Consider the following 16,205-nt stretch of genomic DNA (forward strand, 5'->3'; position numbering starts at 1 on the left):
TAGGTTACCTCCCTTCGGAAATGGTTGTTCCGAAATAGTTATTAAATAATAACCGCTTTTTCTACAACTTCAACTAGACGGAAACGTTTAGTAGCTGATAGCGGGCGAGTCTCCATGATACGTACGATATCACCGATTTTCGCTTGGTTTTGCTCATCATGAGCTTTAAACTTTTTAGAGTATTTTACACGCTTACCGTAAAGCTTGTGCTTTTTGTGAGTTTCAACTAAAACAGTAACAGTTTTGTCCATTTTATCTGAAACAACGCGGCCCGTGTAAACTTTGCGTTGGTTACGCTCAGTCATACTTGAAAACCTCCTTTATCAGTTATTTGCACTGATTTCTCTTTCACGAATAACAGTTTTCATACGCGCGATTGCTTTACGCACTTCACGAATACGAGCTGTGTTTTCTAATTGACCAGTCGCCAATTGGAAGCGAAGGTTGAAAAGCTCTTCTTTCAGTGATTTCACTTTTAATTCAATTTCAGAAGTGGCAAGGTCACGGATTTCATTAGCTTTCATTAGATTCACCACCAGTTTCTTGACGTTTTACGATCTTACATTTAACAGGAAGCTTATGTGATGCTAAACGAAGTGCTTCACGTGCAACCTCTTCAGATACACCAGCAATTTCGAACATAATTTTTCCTGGTTTTACTACTGCTACCCAACCTTCAGGAGAACCTTTACCAGAACCCATGCGGACTTCTAGAGGTTTTTTAGTGTAAGGTTTGTGTGGGAAGATTTTAATCCAAACTTTACCGCCACGTTTCATGTAACGAGTCATCGCGATACGAGCAGATTCGATTTGACGGTTAGTAATCCAGCTAGCTGTTTGAGCTTGTAGGCCCCATTCGCCGAAAGATACTTCTTTACCGCCTTTCGCTTCGCCACGCATGTTTCCGCGGTGTTCACGACGGTATTTTACGCGTTTAGGCAATAACATATTATTTGCCTCCTTCCACAGATTTCTTCGTAGGAAGAACTTCACCACGGTAGATCCATACTTTAACGCCTAATTTACCGTAAGTAGTGTCAGCTTCTGCGTGTGCATAATCAATGTCAGCACGTAGAGTATGAAGTGGAACAGTTCCTTCACTATAGTGTTCAGCACGCGCGATATCAGCGCCACCTAAACGACCAGATACTTGTGTTTTAATTCCTTTTGCACCAGCACGGATTGTGCGTTGGATCGCTTGCTTTTGCGCACGACGGAATGATACACGGTTTTCTAATTGACGAGCGATGTTTTCAGCTACAAGACGAGCGTCAAGATCTGCACGTTTAATTTCAATGATGTTGATGTGTACGCGTTTACCAGTTAACTCGCTAAGGTATTTACGAAGATTTTCAACTTCAGTACCACCTTTACCGATTACCATACCTGGTTTCGCAGTGTGAATTGTAATGTTTACACGGTTTGCAGCACGTTCGATTTCTACTTTAGAAACAGAAGCGTCTTTAAGAGCCGTTTCAATATATTTACGCACTTTGATGTCTTCGTGAAGTAGAGTTGCATAGTCTTTTTCAGCGTACCATTTTGACTCCCAGTCACGAATAATACCAACGCGTAGTCCTATTGGATGTACTTTTTGACCCACGGATTAACCCTCCTTCTTCTCAGATACCACTAGAGTAATGTGGCTTGTGCGTTTGTTAATTGCGCTTGCACGTCCTTGCGCACGTGGACGGAAACGTTTTAAAGTTGGACCTTCATCAACGAACACTTCAGAAACTACTAAAGAGTTGATGTCAAGATCGTAGTTGTGCTCAGCATTAGCAACTGCAGATTTTAATACTTTCTCAACGACTGGAGACGCCGCTTTTGGAGTATGACGTAAAATTGCAACTGCTTCACCAACTTGCTTACCTCGGATTAAGTCTACAACTAGACGTACTTTGCGAGGAGCAATGCGTACTGTACGAGCGATAGCTTTAGCTTGTGTCATTAGGATTTACCTCCTCTCAAAATTAGCGTCTTGTTTTCTTGTCGTCTGCACCGTGACCTTTGTAAGTACGTGTCGGTGCGAACTCACCAAGTTTATGGCCTACCATATCTTCTGTTACGTATACAGGAACATGTTTACGTCCATCATATACAGCAATCGTTAAACCGATAAAGTTCGGGAAGATTGTAGAACGGCGTGACCAAGTTTTGATAACTTGTTTTTTCTCAGAAGCCTCTTGTACTTCCACTTTTTTCATTAAGTGGTCATCGACAAAAGGTCCTTTTTTCAAGCTGCGACCCATGTAGGAACCTCCCTCCGTGATTCCACCACGGCTCTCACATAGAACCGTAGTTTAACCACTTTATTTTTTACGACCACGGATGATAAATTTATCCGATTTGTTTTTCTTCTTGCGAGTTTTGTAACCAAGTGCTGGTTTACCCCAAGGAGTCATTGGTGATTTACGTCCGATTGGAGAACGTCCTTCACCACCACCGTGTGGGTGATCGTTAGGGTTCATTACAGAACCACGAACTTCTGGGCGTTTACCTAACCAACGGCTACGACCCGCTTTACCGATGTGTACAAGTTCGTGTTGTTCATTACCAACTTGACCGATTGTAGCGCGACAAGTAGCTAACACTAAACGTACTTCACCAGACTGAAGACGAACGATTACGTACTTTCCTTCACGACCAAGTACTTGAGCAGAAGTACCAGCAGAACGTACTAATTGTCCACCTTTACCAGGTTTTAACTCGATGTTATGGATTGTAGTACCCATTGGAATGTTTGCTAATGGTAAAGCGTTACCCACTTTAATGTCAGCATCTGGACCAGAAACGATTGTTTGACCAACCTCTAGACCTTTAGGTGCTAGGATGTAAGCTTTTGCTCCATCAGCGTAATTGATTAATGCGATATTCGCAGAACGGTTTGGATCATATTCAATAGTAGCAACTTTTGCCGGAATGCTATCTTTAACACGTTTGAAATCGATAACACGGTATTGCTTCTTATGACCACCACCATGATGACGAACAGTGATTTTACCTTGGTTGTTACGACCAGCTTTGCGTTTAGTTGGTTCAAGCAATGATTTCTCAGGCTTGTTAGTTGTAATTTCCGCAAAGTCTAATGACGTCATGTTACGACGACCATTAGAGGTAGGTTTATACTTTTTAATCGCCATTGTGTTTCCCTCCTTCTTGAGTGTTCAAATCATAAATCCACTAGGGATTACATTTCGAATAATTCAATTTCTTTGCTATCAGCAGTTAATTTAACAATCGCTTTACGACGTTTGTTAGTGTAACCACCGTAACGGCCAACACGCTTGAATTTACCTTTGTAGTTAAGAACGTTTACTTTCTCAACTTTTACACCAAAGATTTCTTCTACAGCGTCTTTTACTTGAGTTTTGTTAGCGCGAGTGTCTACTTCGAAAGTATACTTTTTCTCTGCCATAAGTTCTGAAGAACGCTCAGTAATGACCGGACGTTTTAAAATATCACGTGCTTCCATTATCCAAGCACCTCCTCAACTTTTTCTACTGCAGATTTAGTGAATACAACTTTTTCATGACCTAAAAGATCAAGAACGTTGATTCCATTTGCAGTTAAAACTGTTACACCAGGGATGTTACGAGCAGATAATGCTACGTTTTCATCTAGGTCAGCAGTTACGAATAAAGATTTTTTCTCTAAAGAAAGATCTTTAAGGATTTTTGTGAATTCTTTTGTTTTTGGTGCTGCTAGAGTTAGAGCATCAAGAACTAAGAAGTTTTGTTCTACTACTTTAGCTGATAAAGCAGATTTAAGAGCTAAACGACGAACTTTTTTAGGTAATTTATAAGAATAGCTACGTGGAGTAGGACCGAATACGATACCACCGCCGCGCCATTGTGGAGAACGGATAGAACCTTGACGAGCACGACCAGTTCCTTTTTGACGCCATGGCTTACGACCACCACCAGCAACTTCAGAACGGTTTTTAACCTTGTGATTACCTTGACGTAGAGAAGCACGTTGAGCTACTACTGCGTCGAATAATACTGCTTCATTTGGCTCGATTCCGAAGATCGCATCGTTTAATTCGATTTCACCAACTGAAGCACCTGTTTGACTAAGTACAGATACTTTTGTCATTCCTGTTTCCTCCTTTCCTTAAGTGATTACTTAGCTTTAATTGCAGTTTTTACTGTAACTAGAGCTTTTTTAGAACCAGGAACATTACCTTTAACAAGTAGTAAGTTACGATCTGTATCAACTTTCACGATTTCTAAGTTTTGGATTGTAACTACATTGCCACCCATTTGACCAGGTAATTTCTTTTGTTTGAATACGCGGTTCGGAGCAACTGGACCCATTGAACCAGGACGACGGTGGTAACGAGAACCGTGGGCCATAGGACCACGAGATTGTCCGTGGCGTTTAATTACACCTTGGAAACCTTTACCCTTAGTAACACCTGTTACATCGATTACATCGCCTTCTGCGAAAATTTCTACTTTGACTTCTTGACCAACTTCGTACTCTTCCACGTTCACGTTGCGGAATTCACGAATGAAGCGCTTAGGAGCAGTGTTCGCTTTTGCTACGTGACCTTGTTGTGGTTTGTTAGAAAGCTTAACGCGCTTATCTTCGAAACCAACTTGGATTGCTTCGTAGCCATCTGTTTCAACAGTTTTCTTTTGAAGTACTACGTTTGGAGTAGCTTCGATAACTGTTACCGGGATTAGATCGCCGTTTTCAGCGAAAACTTGTGTCATACCAATTTTTCTACCTAAGATTCCTTTAGCCATTTGTCACACCTCCTGTAAGTTTTAAAAAGTTATATTGTTTTTACCATTAAAGTTTGATTTCGATATCAACGCCAGATGGTAAATCAAGTTTCATTAACGCATCAACAGTTTGTGGTGTCGGGTTAACGATATCGATCAGACGTTTATGCGTACGCATTTCGAATTGTTCACGAGAATCTTTGTACTTGTGAACCGCACGAAGAATTGTGTACACAGACTTCTCAGTTGGAAGTGGAATCGGACCTGATACACTTGCACCTGAACGTTTTGCAGTTTCCACAATTTTCTCAGCAGATTGATCTAAAATACGGTGATCATACGCTTTTAAACGAATACGAATCTTTTGTTTTGCCATTATTTTCCCTCCTTCTCGCCTATTTTCTAGACATTCTCCACGAAAATTTTCCCACACACCGCCATGGCAAAGCGGCCGGGTGTGTCGGCAACCTCTCGCTTCATCGCAGTCAAAGACCAACATTCAACATTATATACAATAAAAAAAGAATAAGCAAGTCTTTTCGCTAAATTCTTTTAAATGTTGCAGATATTCTTAGTACTACTATCACTTCGCTTTATTAAGCCGTTTATTAGTATATAAAATTTCCATACATATTGCAACACCTAAGGTTTCCATACAACAATATCGAACATTTCAAATAACTTTGAAGTCTTTTTAAATAGTAGCTTCCTTTCTTCTTTATAGAAAGAACACACATGCAATCCAACCAAATAGAATTAATGGAATGTTAATAAAAATAAAAGTCGGCACACAGGTGTCCCAAATATGGTGATGTTGTCCGTCTACATTCAAACCTGCTGTCGGTCCTAGCGTAGAATCTGAAGCTGGAGATCCTGCATCACCTAATGCACCTGCCGTTCCTATTAGACAAAGGATTGCTAAAGGACTCATTCCTAACCCCTGTGCGAGAGGAACAAATAACGTCGCGATTATCGGCACTGTTGCAAAGGAAGAACCGATTCCCATTGTCACAACTAACCCTATGACTAACATAATAAATACCGCTAAACTTCTGTTTCCTTTTAAAATAGATATAGAGCTTGTAATTAAGCTATCCACATGTCCAGTAGCATTAATGACCGCAGCAAAGCCATTAGCGGCAATCATGACAAAGCCTATAAAGGCCATCATCTTCATTCCTTCAGAAAGAATGTCATCAGCTTCTTTCCATTTCAATGCACCTGTAAAATACATGATCATAATACCTGCAAAAGAACCTACTATCATCGAATCTGTAAACACTTGAGCACATAACGATACGATTAGTGCAAGAGCTGTGGAAACCATCACAACTTTGCTGACATTAACATGGAGAGAATCAGCCTCTATTTCATTATTTTTATAATGTCTTGGCTTGCGATATACAATAAAGGCTGTAATTAATCCTATCAGCATACCTAGCACTGGAATCGCCATTGCTACAGGTACATCACGTGAAGATACTACCATCCCAGCCTCTGATACTTGTGTAGCAACGATATCTTGAAAGATTGCCCCAAAGCCAGCTGGTACAAAGCTATAAGTACCTATTAAGCCCACTGCTATTAAGGTTGCCACTTGACGTCGATCGATCTCTAATAAATTTAAAATTTTTAAAACAGGAGGAATCAATAGTGGAATAAAAGCGATATGAATAGGTATGACATTCTGTGATAAAATTGACATCAAAAAAATAAGGAAAAAAATTAAAACCTTCACTAAACCTTTGCGATTACTTTCACTATTTAATATGTTTAACATCCCTGTAATCATCAATTCAGGTATCCCGGTTTTGGCAATGGCGATGGCAAAGCCGCCAAGTAGGCCATAACTTAATGCAATCGTTGCACCTGCCCCTAACCCTTCTGTAAATGATTCTACTGTTGCTTCAATGCTCATACCGCTTGTAAGGCCACCTACAAACGCCCCTAACACTAAAGATAGGACGACATTGATGCGAAGTAAGCTTAATATTAACATAACGGCTACCGCCACTATTACTGCATTCATCGTTACACTCACTTTCATACGCTAAATTACTAACATGTTAAACATTATTATTCTGATAATTGAAAGTCAAGGGTTTTCATCATTCAAGGCAATAAAAAAACAGTATGATCTATTACTCATCACACTGCTTTTGGGTTCCTACTTATTTAATTGTTACAATGATTCTCGAACGACTTTTTTATAGTAGCCTACCGATAGTAGAGCAAAAATTGTATACAATGCTATATAACAGCACATCGCAATCCACAAGGGTGCTGTTAACTCTGTTCCAAATAAAAACCATCCTGATTTAACAGCAAAGTAGCTATGCAATAATCCAATAATTAATGGAACTCCAAAATTAAAGGCTTGTTTCATATAAATGCCTCTCATAATATCTCTTTCTGCAAAGCCAATCTTTCTGAGGATTGTATAGGAGCCACGCTCTTCCTCTGCCTCAGACATTTGTTTGAAGTACAGAATGCTACCAGTTGTCATTAAGAAAGCTAATCCTAAAAATGCAGTTGTAAATATAGTAAGACCCAATGATTCAATATTATCTTTACGCTTCTCTTCATAAGAAGATTGATTATACTGCTCTGTTTTACCCTCATGATCTTTAGTTGTAATGACCCCAGCATTTGTCTGTAAATATAATTTCTCTGCCACCACTAAGTTTTCTTTTGAATTTATAGTAATAGAAGACTGTCGATGCCAAGGGTAATGCTCTGATTGTGTAGTTAGACTTTTAAACATATCATCTGTTACAACAAAGATGGGCCCACCACCTCCAGCTGTAACGATACCACTTATAATACTTTTATCGTGTACATCCACAACATGAAAAGTCTCTTCGAGTTCTCCTGCAGATACTACTACATCACGATCTTTCTCTAATGGGAACATCTCAGCCATATACCCACCATAGTTTGTTAAAATCACATCATTTCCTGATATCGAGGCTTCAGGCACACTCTGCTTATAATCAGAAAGTGGAATTGTATAGATGGTTCCTTCCATACTATATAGAGGATTATCCTGCTGTTTTTTAGACATGAGTTGTCCTACAGAGGCTGTTACTCCTTGCAAACGATAATCTACCCTTTCATACGCTATGTTATTTTTCTCTAATTCATTTAAGAAAGACATTCCCTGCTCTTCTAGCAAGATAAAATCACCCGGTACTTGGCTATATGCAGATGCTTCTGAAGAATAGTAGGAGATATAAGATAAAGTCGTCACACCTAGAGAGACACCCGTTAATACGGTTATGAGCGTTAATGACTTAGCGTTGCTCTTCATCCGATGCATGATAGGTGTTAATGCTAAAACATCATGGATGGAAAGATGTCCTTTTTTCTTTAAGCGAATCGTATTCATAATAAATGCTACAGAAAAACGAAAGACAAGAAATGTTCCACCAATTGTAGTAACTAGAATAATGATCATATTAATAAATAAGTTTCCGGCTGATTCAATATCAAATAGCTTTGTTGAAGCATAGTAACCATAAACAATTAAAACTAGCCCCATAAAGCCAATCACCATTTGTAAGGCACTAAAACGTCTTACACGTTCATCTGCTTGTTTAGCAGCGGTAAATAGTGATAGTAAAGAAACACGATGGATCATCCAGGCCATTTGTACAAGGACAATCATCAACAGTATAGTAAATACAATTATGGATTGCTGTAATGCCTGCGTACTAAATGTCATGGTTACAAGAGCTTCTTTCTCAAGTACACGCAATAGTATCATTGCAAATACACGTGAACTAAAGAAACCGGCCAGCATACCTAAAATAACAGCTCCAACAAATAATAGAATGCTTTCGATCGCTAATAAGCGTACAATTAATCCCTTGGTCATACCAATCAATTGGTACAAGCCTATCTCTTTACTACGACGCTTCATAAATAAATGATTGGCGTACAAGACGAAGAACAAAACGATAAAATATAAAATATAAGTGGCTGCTTTAAATCCAGCAGTAGCCGTTCCACTCATCTGAACAGCATCCCATACTGCAGAGTTATTTTGTAATGTTACAAAGGAAAAATATAAAGTAACGCTAAAAATCAGGGCGAAGAAGTATAAATAGTAGTGCTTCATATTTTTCTTCATGCTTCTTAATACTAACTTACTTAGACTCATAACCATCACCGCCTAGCACACTTTGCGTATGCATGATTTCCTGGAAAAAAGCCTGTCTTGTTTTATCCCCTTTATAAAGCTCACTATAAATAAGTCCATCCTTTAGAAATAAAACACGTGTGCAGAAACTTGCAGCTACTGCATCATGCGTAACCATCATTATTGTCGCTTCTTTTGTCTCATTAATATTTTGGAGATTTTGGAGCAAAGCTGTAGCTGATTTAGAATCTAATGCACCTGTAGGCTCATCTGCAAATACTAATGATGGATTTGTAATCAGTGCACGCGCAGCAGATGTACGTTGTTTTTGTCCCCCGGATATTTCATTGGGATATTTATTTAAAATTTCTGATATGCCTAGTAAGGATGTTAGCTCCTTTACACGACTTTCAGCAACTGTCTTGGGTAGATTACTGATCGCTAAGGGGAGAAGAATATTTTCCTTTACGGTTAATGTATCTAGTAAATTATAATCCTGGAATATGAAACCTAACTGCTCTCTACGGAAATTGGCCAAAGCCTTTTCCTTCATTCCCCGTAAATTATGACCATTTATTTCTATTACTCCTTCTGTTGCAAAATCGATTGAACATAAGACATTTAAAAGTGTTGTTTTACCTGATCCAGAAGGTCCCATAATACCTACGAATTCACCCTTACTCACTTCCAAATCAATGCCCTTTAATACTTCCTGAGCCGTAGATTTCTTTCCATAAACTTTTTTTATTTTACGACCAATTAACACTGTCACTTATAAACGCCCCTTTCTATATTCCCAGTGTACCCTGTCGCATCTATTCATTCGTGCGTTTTAGATGACAATATAAAAAGGTAGGTGACAATTTCGTCATCTACCTGTTAGTTTGACATATTCATTTTGTAATGGGAACCGTAGCGTAAATAATGAACCCTCTCCTACAGTCGATTGTACATTTATACGGATACCTATTTTTTTTGCTACATTATATGCTAGATAAAGACCCATACCTGTAGATTGACTTGACTCCCGCCCCACGTTTCCTGTATACGATTTTTGAAAAATCCTAGGTAAATCCTCCGAAGGTATCCCAATGCCCACATCTTTAATATGTAATAATGTAGCACCTGTTGGGTCAAGTTCAGTAAAAATCGCTACCTCTGAATTGGCTGAACTATATTTTATGGCGTTAGAGAGAATTTGTCGTACAATAAACGATAGCCATTTTCCATCTGTCATAACCTTTTCAGTCAGTTCATCTACTTCAAAACCGATTCCCTTTTCTATACACCAGGCTTGCATAGCTCGAATCTCTTTATTAACAACTGGTTTTAGCTCAATCTCAGTTAAATAATTGTCCTTTTCTATAGAAGTAAGTCGTGTTTGGTGTAGCTGTTGATCGACTAACAGATGGAGTCTCAACCATTCTTTTTCTAATTTTCGACGTGTTGATAAATCCTCCACATGGTCTAACATTAAATTAATGGTTGTTAAAGGCCCTTTTACTTCATGAACCCATGCCAGCAACTCATCTGAATACTCTTGCAGCTGTACTTTGGCCTGATTTAATTCCATATTCTTTTCATGAAAGACATCCTCCATTTTTCGAAAGCTAACTTCTTGAAAAGGTGACAATGATAAGCTACTTCTATGGGCTTCATCAAGGTGGCTATCCATATTTCCCAGGAAATCATTTAATTTCCCAACTTCGAGGAAGAAACGCCATAAGAAGAAGAGTATGAAACTAACAAGCATACTTACATTTACATACCAAATAGAAACACTATTTAAACCAACATCTAAAGAAAATAGCACGTTTAACAGTATCATCATAAATGTAAAAAACCCTATCCATGCAAAGCGCTCTCTTATAAACAATAGTATCAATATAATTCACGTCCCTTGAGTTACTGCTATATATCCAAGTCCCTTTTTTGTTAGAATCACTTCATGTAAGCCAATATCCTCTAGCTTTGCACGTAACCTGTTAACATTCACCGATAACGTATTATCGTTTACAAAACGTTCATCATCCCACAGTTTTCTCATTAGTTCATCTCTTGAAACGATATGATTAGCCTGTTCCACTAAAATGCGCAAAATAAAGAGTTCATTTTTTGTTAAAGAAGCTATAGCTCCATCACAAATAATTTCACTCCTTGCATAATCAATAACAGCATCATTAAATCGTGTAACATCCATTTTCGCTTCAACATAGTCATAGGTTCTTCGTAAAATAGCCTGTGCTTTAGCGAGCAATACTTCCATATGAAAGGGTTTCTGTATAAAATCATCTGCCCCCATTTGCATTGCCATCACCATATCCATTGGATGATCTCGAGAAGATAGAAAAAGGATTGGCACATTGGATAGATGACGAATTTCTCGACACCAATGAAAGCCATCATAGGCTGGCAATTGAATATCGATTAGTACAAGATGTGGCTTTACTTCTATAAAGTCATCCATCACCTTTTGAAAATTTTTGGGTCCTACAACTTGTAATGACCATTGTGCAAAACGTTCTTCAATCATACTATATATCGATGGATCATCTTCAATCAGTAAAATTTTCATCTCCATATTCAAATCCCTTTCCACTTAAATAGTTTACCTAGATGACATGCTGGCTGATATGTATTCATACACTAATTAAAACTTTAAATTACTTATATTTTAACATAAAAAACCAATCTGTAAGCGTCCCTACAGATTGGTTTGAACATTAGCAAAAGCTAAAATTATTTTTGGATAGAAGCAACTACGCCAGCGCCTACAGTACGGCCACCCTCACGGATAGAGAATTTAGTACCTTCTTCAAGAGCGATTGGAGCGATAAGTTCAACTGTCATTTCGATGTTATCACCAGGCATTACCATTTCAACGCCTTCTGGTAAGTTACAGATACCTGTTACGTCAGTTGTACGGAAGTAGAACTGAGGACGGTAGTTAGAGAAGAATGGAGTATGACGGCCACCCTCTTCTTTTGATAAAACATAAACTTCAGCTTTGAAGTTAGTGTGTGGAGTAATTGAACCTGGTTTAGCTAATACTTGACCACGTTGGATTTCTTCACGAGCTACACCACGAAGTAATGCACCGATGTTGTCACCAGCTTCAGCATAGTCTAATAATTTACGGAACATTTCTACACCAGTTACAGTAGTAGATTTAGCTTCTTCAGCGATACCGATGATTTCAACTACGTCACCAACTTTAACTTGACCACGTTCAACACGGCCAGTTGCAACTGTACCACGACCAGTGATAGAGAATACGTCCTCTACTGGCATCATGAATGGTTTGTCAGTTTGACGTTCTGGAGTTGGAATGTAAGAATCTACAGCGTCCATTAATTCAACGATTTTTTCTTCCCATTCTGGTTCACCTTCAAGAGCTTTAAGAGCAGAACCTTTGATTACAGGAATATCGTCACCTGGGAAGTCATATTCAGATAGTAGGTCACGGATTTCCATTTCTACTAATTCTAATAATTCTTCGTCATCAACCATATCACATTTGTTCATGAATACTACTAAGTATGGAACACCTACTTGACGAGATAAAAGGATGTGTTCACGAGTTTGTGGCATTGGGCCATCAGCAGCAGATACTACTAAGATACCGCCGTCCATTTGTGCAGCACCAGTGATCATGTTTTTAACATAGTCAGCGTGTCCTGGGCAGTCAACGTGTGCATAGTGACGAGTTTCTGTTTCATATTCTACGTGAGAAGTATTGATTGTGATACCACGCTCTTTTTCTTCAGGAGCGTTATCGATGTCAGCGTATGATTTAGCTGTACCACCCATTTTTTTAGAAAGAACTGTAGCGATAGCAGCAGTTAAAGTAGTTTTACCATGGTCAACGTGTCCGATTGTACCAATGTTAGCATGCGTTTTAGAACGGTCAAATTTTTCTTTAGCCATTAGAGATTGCCTCCTCAAAATTATATGTTTTATTTTTGAAATTTATAGAATGAATGCTGATAGAGAACGGGCCCATCCCCTATCCTGCAATCATAGCTTACAAATTAGTTATACTTTATGCAAGATGAAAATTCAATTATTCACCTTTATTTTTTTTGATGATTTCAGCAGCAATTGATTTTGGTACTTCTTCATAATGATCAAATGTCATTGAGAATACACCACGACCTTGCGTTGCAGAACGAAGAGTCGTTGCATAACCAAACATTTCTGCTAAAGGAACCATAGCACGAACAACTTGTGAGTTACCGCGAGCATCCATACCCTCAACGCGTCCGCGACGAGAAGTAATGTTACCCATGATATCACCAAGGTATTCTTCTGGAATTACAACTTCTACTTTCATCATTGGTTCTAAGATAACAGCATCACATTGTTTAGATGCTTCTTTAAGAGCCATAGATGCAGCGATTTTGAACGCCATCTCATTCGAGTCAACGTCATGGTAAGAACCGAATACTAATTTCGCTTTAATATCGATTAGAGGGTAACCAGCTACTACACCGCGGTCAAGAGAGTCACGAAGACCTGCTTCAACTGCAGGAATGTATTCACGAGGAATTACACCACCAACGATAGCGTTTTCGAATTCAAAGCCTTTACCTTCTTCATTTGGAGAGAACTCAATCGTTACGTCACCATATTGTCCACGACCACCAGATTGGCGAGTGAATTTACCTTGAACTTTTGCAGAGCTACGGAATGTTTCACGGTAAGATACCATTGGAGCACCTACGTTAGCTTCTACTTTAAATTCACGGCGCATACGGTCAACTAAGATATCAAGGTGAAGTTCACCCATACCTGAGATGATTGTTTGTCCAGTTTCTGTGTCAGTATGAGCACGGAAAGTTGGATCCTCTTCTTGAAGTTTTTGTAAAGCTTGACCCATTTTATCTTGGTCAGCTTTTGATTTTGGTTCTACAGAAAGAGAAATTACTGGCTCAGGGAATTCCATTGATTCAAGAATAACTAGGTTTTTCTCGTCACAAAGAGTATCACCAGTAGTAGTATCTTTAAGACCTACTGCTGCTGCGATGTCCCCAGCGAATACTTTAGAAATCTCTTCACGAGAGTTAGCGTGCATTTGTAGGATACGACCTACACGCTCACGTTTACCTTTAGAAGAGTTTTGTACGTATGAACCTGAATCTAATGTTCCAGAGTACACACGGAAGAACGTTAATTTACCTACGAACGGGTCAGTCATAACTTTGAATGCAAGAGCTGAGAATGGCTCATCATCAGAAGATTTACGTTCTAACTCTTCGTCACCATCAACAGAAGTACCTTTGATTGCTGGTACATCTACTGGAGATGGTAAGTAATCGATAACAGCATTTAACATTGGGCGTACACCTTTGTGTTTGAACGCTGTACCACAGATTACTGGGTAGAATTCTACTGCGATTGTAGCACGACGGATTGCCGCTTTAAGTTCCGCAACAGTAATTTCTTCGCCTTCTAAATATTTTTCCATGATATCTTCATCAACACTTGCAACAGCATCGATTAATTTTTCACGGTACTCTTCAGCTTGTGCGCGGTATTCTTCAGGAATTTCTCCCTCAGTTACTGCTGTACCTTTTTCGTCACCATAGAAAGTAGCTTTCATTTCAACCAAGTCAATGATTGCTGAGAACTGATCTTCAGCTCCGATTGGTAATTGAATAGGGTGAGCGTTTGCTTGTAAACGATCATGTAGAGTTCCTACAGAATATAAGAAGTCTGCTCCTGTTTTATCCATTTTATTAATGAATACAATACGTGGAACACCATAAGTTGTAGCTTGACGCCATACAGTTTCAGTTTGAGGCTCAACACCAGATTGAGCATCTAGTACTGTTACAGCACCGTCAAGTACGCGTAATGAACGTTCTACTTCTACAGTGAAGTCTACGTGTCCAGGAGTATCGATGATGTTTACACGATGGCCTGCCCATTGGGCTGTTGTTGCTGCAGAAGTGATTGTAATACCACGTTCTTGCTCTTGCTCCATCCAGTCCATTTGAGAAGCGCCTTCATGAGTTTCACCGATTTTGTGAATCTTACCAGTGTAATAAAGGATACGCTCAGTTGTTGTTGTTTTACCAGCATCAATGTGAGCCATGATCCCAATATTACGAGTATTCTCAAGTGAGAATTCGCGTTTCATAGGAAATTTCTCCTTCCATATTGGGGTAAAGACTGTATAAGAGACCTTGTGCTAGCCAATTTGCTAACACATAGGTTAAATTACCAGCGGTAGTGAGCGAATGCTTTGTTCGCTTCTGCCATTTTGTGCATATCTTCACGTTTCTTAACTGATGCACCAGTATTGTTAGAAGCATCAAGAATTTCGTTAGCTAAACGTTCTTCCATAGTTTTTTCACCACGAAGACGAGCATAGTTAACTAGGTAACGAAGACCTAAAGTTGTACGACGTTCTGGACGTACTTCAACCGGTACTTGGTAGTTAGAACCACCAACACGGCGAGCGCGTACTTCAAGAACTGGCATTACGTTATTTAGAGCAGCTTCGAATACTTCAATTGGATTTTCACCAGAACGTTCTTTAACAATTTCGAACGCACCGTATAAAATCTTTTGAGAAGTACCTCTTTTACCATCAACCATCATTTTATTGATTAAACGAGTTACTAGTTTTGAACTATAAATTGGATCTGGTAACACGTCACGTTTGGAAACAGGACCTTTACGAGGCATGTGTTTTCCTCCTTTCGAATAAATATCGATTATTTTATAAGTTGGCCTTTTATATGCGTCCATCAAATATCAAATCTGCTAGCAAGATTCGATATTTGTGACAACTAGTATAAGGCTCAGTTTTAAATAACGTTATTGAACGTTAAATTATTTTTTTTCTTTAGGGCGTTTTGTTCCGTATTTAGAACGTGATTGTAAACGACCGTTTACACCAGCTGTATCAAGAGCACCACGTACGATATGGTAACGAACACCCGCTAAGTCTTTTACGCGTCCGCCACGGATAAGAACAACGCTGTGCTCTTGTAAGTTGTGGCCTTCACCTGGGATATAAGCTGTAACCTCAATTTGGTTAGTTAAACGTACACGAGCGTATTTACGTAACGCTGAGTTTGGTTTACGAGGTGTCATTGTACCAACACGAGTACAAACACCGCGTTTTTGAGGAGACTTAACATCAGTTAAAGATTTTTTAAATGAGTTATATCCTTTGTTTAACGCTGGTGATTTTGATTTCGTGATTTTAGATTGACGAGGCTTACGTACTAATTGGTTAATTGTAGGCATCGGTATTTCCTCCCTTCATTTATTCCTTGTTAATACCACACATCCAGGTGGTTCATTTTTTGGGTAAAAAC

Annotated in this window: 20 protein-coding genes; all 20 read right to left on the reverse strand. The window is 39.0% G+C overall.

The genetic code is table 11. The features are described from left to right. Positions 1–41: 41 nt before the first annotated feature. Positions 42–305 carry a 30S ribosomal protein S17 gene (gene rpsQ / locus ACP3VS_RS12540; protein WP_008181723.1) on the reverse strand — a complete coding sequence of 88 codons (264 nt, stop codon included), beginning with the start codon at positions 303–305 and terminating at the stop codon, positions 42–44. Between the two features lie 18 nt (positions 306–323). Beyond that, the gene (rpmC, locus tag ACP3VS_RS12545) at positions 324–524 is read right to left on the reverse strand and encodes a 50S ribosomal protein L29 (protein WP_004233646.1); all 201 of its coding nucleotides are present in this window, start codon (positions 522–524) and stop codon (positions 324–326) included. Then, a complete protein-coding gene (gene rplP, locus ACP3VS_RS12550; RefSeq protein ID WP_012296060.1) occupies positions 514–948 on the reverse strand; it encodes a 50S ribosomal protein L16 in 435 nt (144 codons plus the stop codon). The genes rpmC and rplP overlap by 11 nt, the downstream gene beginning before the upstream one ends. A gap of 1 nt (position 949) precedes the next feature. Then, on the reverse strand, positions 950–1,603 hold the full coding sequence (gene rpsC / locus ACP3VS_RS12555) for a 30S ribosomal protein S3 (protein WP_025116438.1): 654 nt from the start codon (positions 1,601–1,603) through the stop codon (positions 950–952). Between the two features lie 3 nt (positions 1,604–1,606). After that, positions 1,607–1,951, reverse strand: a complete 345-nt coding sequence (gene rplV / locus ACP3VS_RS12560; RefSeq protein ID WP_004233639.1) for a 50S ribosomal protein L22 — start codon at positions 1,949–1,951, stop codon at positions 1,607–1,609. A gap of 22 nt (positions 1,952–1,973) precedes the next feature. Then, a complete protein-coding gene (gene rpsS / locus ACP3VS_RS12565; protein WP_008181911.1) occupies positions 1,974–2,252 on the reverse strand; it encodes a 30S ribosomal protein S19 in 279 nt (92 codons plus the stop codon). Positions 2,253–2,312: 60 nt separating this feature from the next. Next, positions 2,313–3,143: a 50S ribosomal protein L2 gene (gene rplB / locus ACP3VS_RS12570; protein WP_008181913.1), complete on the reverse strand. Its 831-nt coding sequence runs from the start codon at positions 3,141–3,143 to the stop codon at positions 2,313–2,315. Positions 3,144–3,190: 47 nt separating this feature from the next. Next, the gene (gene rplW / locus ACP3VS_RS12575) at positions 3,191–3,475 is read right to left on the reverse strand and encodes a 50S ribosomal protein L23 (RefSeq protein WP_004233628.1); all 285 of its coding nucleotides are present in this window, start codon (positions 3,473–3,475) and stop codon (positions 3,191–3,193) included. Continuing rightward, on the reverse strand, positions 3,475–4,098 hold the full coding sequence (rplD, locus tag ACP3VS_RS12580) for a 50S ribosomal protein L4 (protein ID WP_012296062.1): 624 nt from the start codon (positions 4,096–4,098) through the stop codon (positions 3,475–3,477). The genes rplW and rplD overlap by 1 nt, the downstream gene beginning before the upstream one ends. Positions 4,099–4,124: 26 nt before the next feature. Further along, complete coding sequence (rplC, locus tag ACP3VS_RS12585; RefSeq protein WP_031416717.1) at positions 4,125–4,754, reverse strand: 50S ribosomal protein L3; 630 nt, start codon at positions 4,752–4,754, stop codon at positions 4,125–4,127. A gap of 46 nt (positions 4,755–4,800) precedes the next feature. Then, entirely contained in the window at positions 4,801–5,109 is a 309-nt protein-coding gene (gene rpsJ / locus ACP3VS_RS12590) for a 30S ribosomal protein S10 (protein ID WP_004233624.1), read from the reverse strand. Positions 5,110–5,451: 342 nt separating this feature from the next. Further along, positions 5,452–6,762, reverse strand: coding sequence for a Na+/H+ antiporter family protein (locus ACP3VS_RS12595; protein WP_200990755.1), 1,311 nt, complete (start codon positions 6,760–6,762; stop codon positions 5,452–5,454). Between the two features lie 153 nt (positions 6,763–6,915). Beyond that, positions 6,916–8,895: an FtsX-like permease family protein gene (locus ACP3VS_RS12600; protein WP_200990756.1), complete on the reverse strand. Its 1,980-nt coding sequence runs from the start codon at positions 8,893–8,895 to the stop codon at positions 6,916–6,918. Further along, positions 8,882–9,646: an ABC transporter ATP-binding protein gene (locus tag ACP3VS_RS12605; protein WP_012296070.1), complete on the reverse strand. Its 765-nt coding sequence runs from the start codon at positions 9,644–9,646 to the stop codon at positions 8,882–8,884. Before ACP3VS_RS12605 ends, ACP3VS_RS12600 begins: the two co-directional genes overlap by 14 nt. A gap of 96 nt (positions 9,647–9,742) precedes the next feature. Next, positions 9,743–10,705 carry a sensor histidine kinase gene (locus tag ACP3VS_RS12610; protein WP_230586032.1) on the reverse strand — a complete coding sequence of 321 codons (963 nt, stop codon included), beginning with the start codon at positions 10,703–10,705 and terminating at the stop codon, positions 9,743–9,745. A 60-nt stretch (positions 10,706–10,765) separates the two neighbouring features. Next, entirely contained in the window at positions 10,766–11,455 is a 690-nt protein-coding gene (locus ACP3VS_RS12615) for a response regulator transcription factor (RefSeq protein ID WP_031416722.1), read from the reverse strand. 158 nt (positions 11,456–11,613) lie between these two features. Continuing rightward, entirely contained in the window at positions 11,614–12,801 is a 1,188-nt protein-coding gene (gene tuf, locus ACP3VS_RS12620) for an elongation factor Tu (RefSeq protein WP_004233614.1), read from the reverse strand. Positions 12,802–12,937: 136 nt separating this feature from the next. Continuing rightward, positions 12,938–15,016 (reverse strand): elongation factor G, encoded by a 2,079-nt coding sequence (fusA, locus tag ACP3VS_RS12625; protein WP_012296073.1) that lies wholly within the window; start codon positions 15,014–15,016, stop codon positions 12,938–12,940. Positions 15,017–15,096: 80 nt separating this feature from the next. After that, on the reverse strand, positions 15,097–15,567 hold the full coding sequence (rpsG, locus tag ACP3VS_RS12630) for a 30S ribosomal protein S7 (protein WP_025116448.1): 471 nt from the start codon (positions 15,565–15,567) through the stop codon (positions 15,097–15,099). Between the two features lie 147 nt (positions 15,568–15,714). Next, on the reverse strand, positions 15,715–16,134 hold the full coding sequence (gene rpsL, locus ACP3VS_RS12635) for a 30S ribosomal protein S12 (protein WP_010860613.1): 420 nt from the start codon (positions 16,132–16,134) through the stop codon (positions 15,715–15,717). Positions 16,135–16,205: the final 71 nt, after the last annotated feature.

This window comes from Lysinibacillus sp. VIII_CA (assembly GCF_049943995.1).
Taxonomy (GTDB): domain Bacteria; phylum Bacillota; class Bacilli; order Bacillales_A; family Planococcaceae; genus Lysinibacillus; species Lysinibacillus pinottii.